2 protein-coding genes are annotated in these 2,288 nt (G+C 60.7%); both read left to right on the top strand.

Translation table 11 applies throughout. The features are described 5' to 3' along the window. Positions 1-270, top strand: a 270-nt coding sequence (locus tag B4F73_RS15275) for a VOC family protein (protein WP_290483699.1), incomplete at its 5' end; no start/stop codon positions are given. Between the two features lie 134 nt (positions 271-404). Continuing rightward, the coding region (locus B4F73_RS15270; protein WP_290483698.1) for a gamma-glutamyltransferase family protein at positions 405-2,288 on the top strand (1,884 nt) is incomplete at its 3' end.

Here is a 2,288-nt window from a genome sequence, read left to right as displayed (position 1 = left end):
TATGATGGCTATACGGTGCATGTCGGCACGGATGAGGATTACCTCGCACTGTATGCGCTGCCCCAGCAAGACCGGCCAGATGAGGAAAGCTATTACCGGACCGGCGCCGTCAATCATTTCGGCATCCTGGTGGATGATCTGGACGCGACCGAGCAGAAGATCCTCGCCGCCGGCTATCGCACCCATAGTCACCAGACCTACGATCCCGGCAGCCGGTTCTATTTCCACGACCATGACGACATCGAGTGGGAGGTGGTGAGCTATGCTTGATGGACTGATCCATTCCTATCTCGAAACCGTGGGCCGGGCATGGGAACCGCGCGACGCGTTTGTTCGGCCTCGCTGGGACTCGCTTCTGCCCCAAAGCGCGCTAAGCTCTCGTCAGATGAGAACAGGAGAGGCTGATGAGACCCATTCAGGCAATCGCCGCAACAGCGCTGGCTATCGGATTGTACGCGTGCGCTACACCGCCAGCGCAGGATGAGGCGCAAGTAGACGCCACCGCCAAGGTCACGCAGAAGAAAGTGGTCCGGATATCCATAGAAAAGGATGCCGAAGCCACGCCGCCGGGACCGGGAGACCGGATGATTACCGGACGGGACCTTGGCACGCGCTCTTCTGTGGTGGCCCCGAATGGCGCGGCCGCCACAGCCCATCCCCTCGCCACGCAGACGGCGCTTGATGTGCTGAAAGCCGGCGGATCAGCCGTGGATGCGGCCATTGCCGCAAATGCGATGCTGGGCCTTGTCGAGCCGACCGGAAACGGCATTGGCGGCGATCTGTTCGCGATTGTCTGGGACCCGGAAACCGAGCAGCTCTACGGCTATAATGGCTCCGGCCGCTCGCCCCAGGGCGCAACGCTGGACGACATGCAGGCCAAGGCCGACGAATTCATGCAAGGCGAGGAGATTCCGCCCTTCGGCGCCGCGCCGGTGACTGTGCCCGGCACAGTCGATGGCTGGTACGCACTGCATGGCAAATTCGGCAAGCGGCCGATGAACATGAACCTCGAACCGGCCATTCAGTACGCCCGTGACGGCGCGCCGATCCCGGAAGTCATTGCCTATTATTGGGGCCGCAACGCAACGCGCCTGCAGGAAGCGGCTGACAGCGGCATGCTGGAAGAGTTCGACAATGCGAAGGCGACCTATTTCTCGCCCGCCCCGAAAGAAGGCAGCCTGTTCCGCAATCCGGACCTTGCCGACACGCTGGAGCGGATAGCCTATAAAGGCCGCGACGAATTCTATTCCGGCGAAACCGCCCACATCATGGGCGACTATTTCGAGCGGATCGGCGGCTTCCTGACTTATGAGGATTTTGCCACCCATACCGGGGACTGGGTCGAGCCGATCTGCGTGACCTATCGCGGCGACTACAAGGTCTGCGAACTGCCGCCGAACACGCAGGGAATTGCGGCGCTACAGATGTTACAAATGCTGGAACGGTTTGACCTGCGCGGCATGGGCTTCGGGTCGGCGGACTCAATCATGGCGCAAGTGGAAGCGAAGCGGTTGGCATTCGAAGATCGCGCGCGGGGGTATGCGGATCCCGCCTTTAGCGGTGTTGATCCAGACCTGTTTATTGATAAGCGCTACGCTAATTATCGCTCTCAACAAATCGACATCACCAAACCCACAAGTTTTGCAGGACAATCGGGGCGTGGATTCCGAATTTCATCTGAGGGGAAACCGCTCTTGCCGATAGCTAGTGATATAATTCTTGAGGCAGACAAAAAACTCCAAGACGGCGACACGACCTACCTAACCGTTACGGACAAGGACGGCATGATGGTGTCCCTTATCCAGTCGAACTATCGCGGCATGGGCACGGGGCTCGTCGCGGATGGCCTCGGTTTCATGTTCCAGGACCGGGGCCAGTTGTTCAGCCTCGACCCGGCCCATCCAAACGTCTTCGAGCCCGGCAAGCGGCCCTTCCATACGATCATCCCTGCTTTCGCCTTCAAGAAGGACATGCCGGGCTGCCAGGTGCGGGCCGTGCCAATCGAACAGGCCTGCCCGTTCGAACCCTGGCTGAGCTTCGGCCTGATGGGCGGCGGCATGCAGCCGCAGGGCCATGTGCAAGTCATCCTGAACCTCGTCGATTTCGACATGGGGCTTCAGGAGGCGGGCGATGCCGCGCGTTGGGAACATGTTGGCGGCTGCGAGCCGACGGATGATCTTGATGGCGATGCCTGTGAAACCGATATGGGCGTCGTGCATCTGGAGAGCGGCATCCCGCCTGAAACCCGCGCCGAACTGGAAGCGCGCGGCCATGCGGTGGAGTGCTGC

The organism is Hyphomonas sp. UBA3601 (assembly GCF_002375605.1).
Classification (GTDB): Bacteria; Pseudomonadota; Alphaproteobacteria; order Caulobacterales; family Hyphomonadaceae; genus Hyphomonas.
Note: the sequence above shows the minus strand (reverse complement) of the source record. Positions and strands in the feature narration are given on the sequence as shown.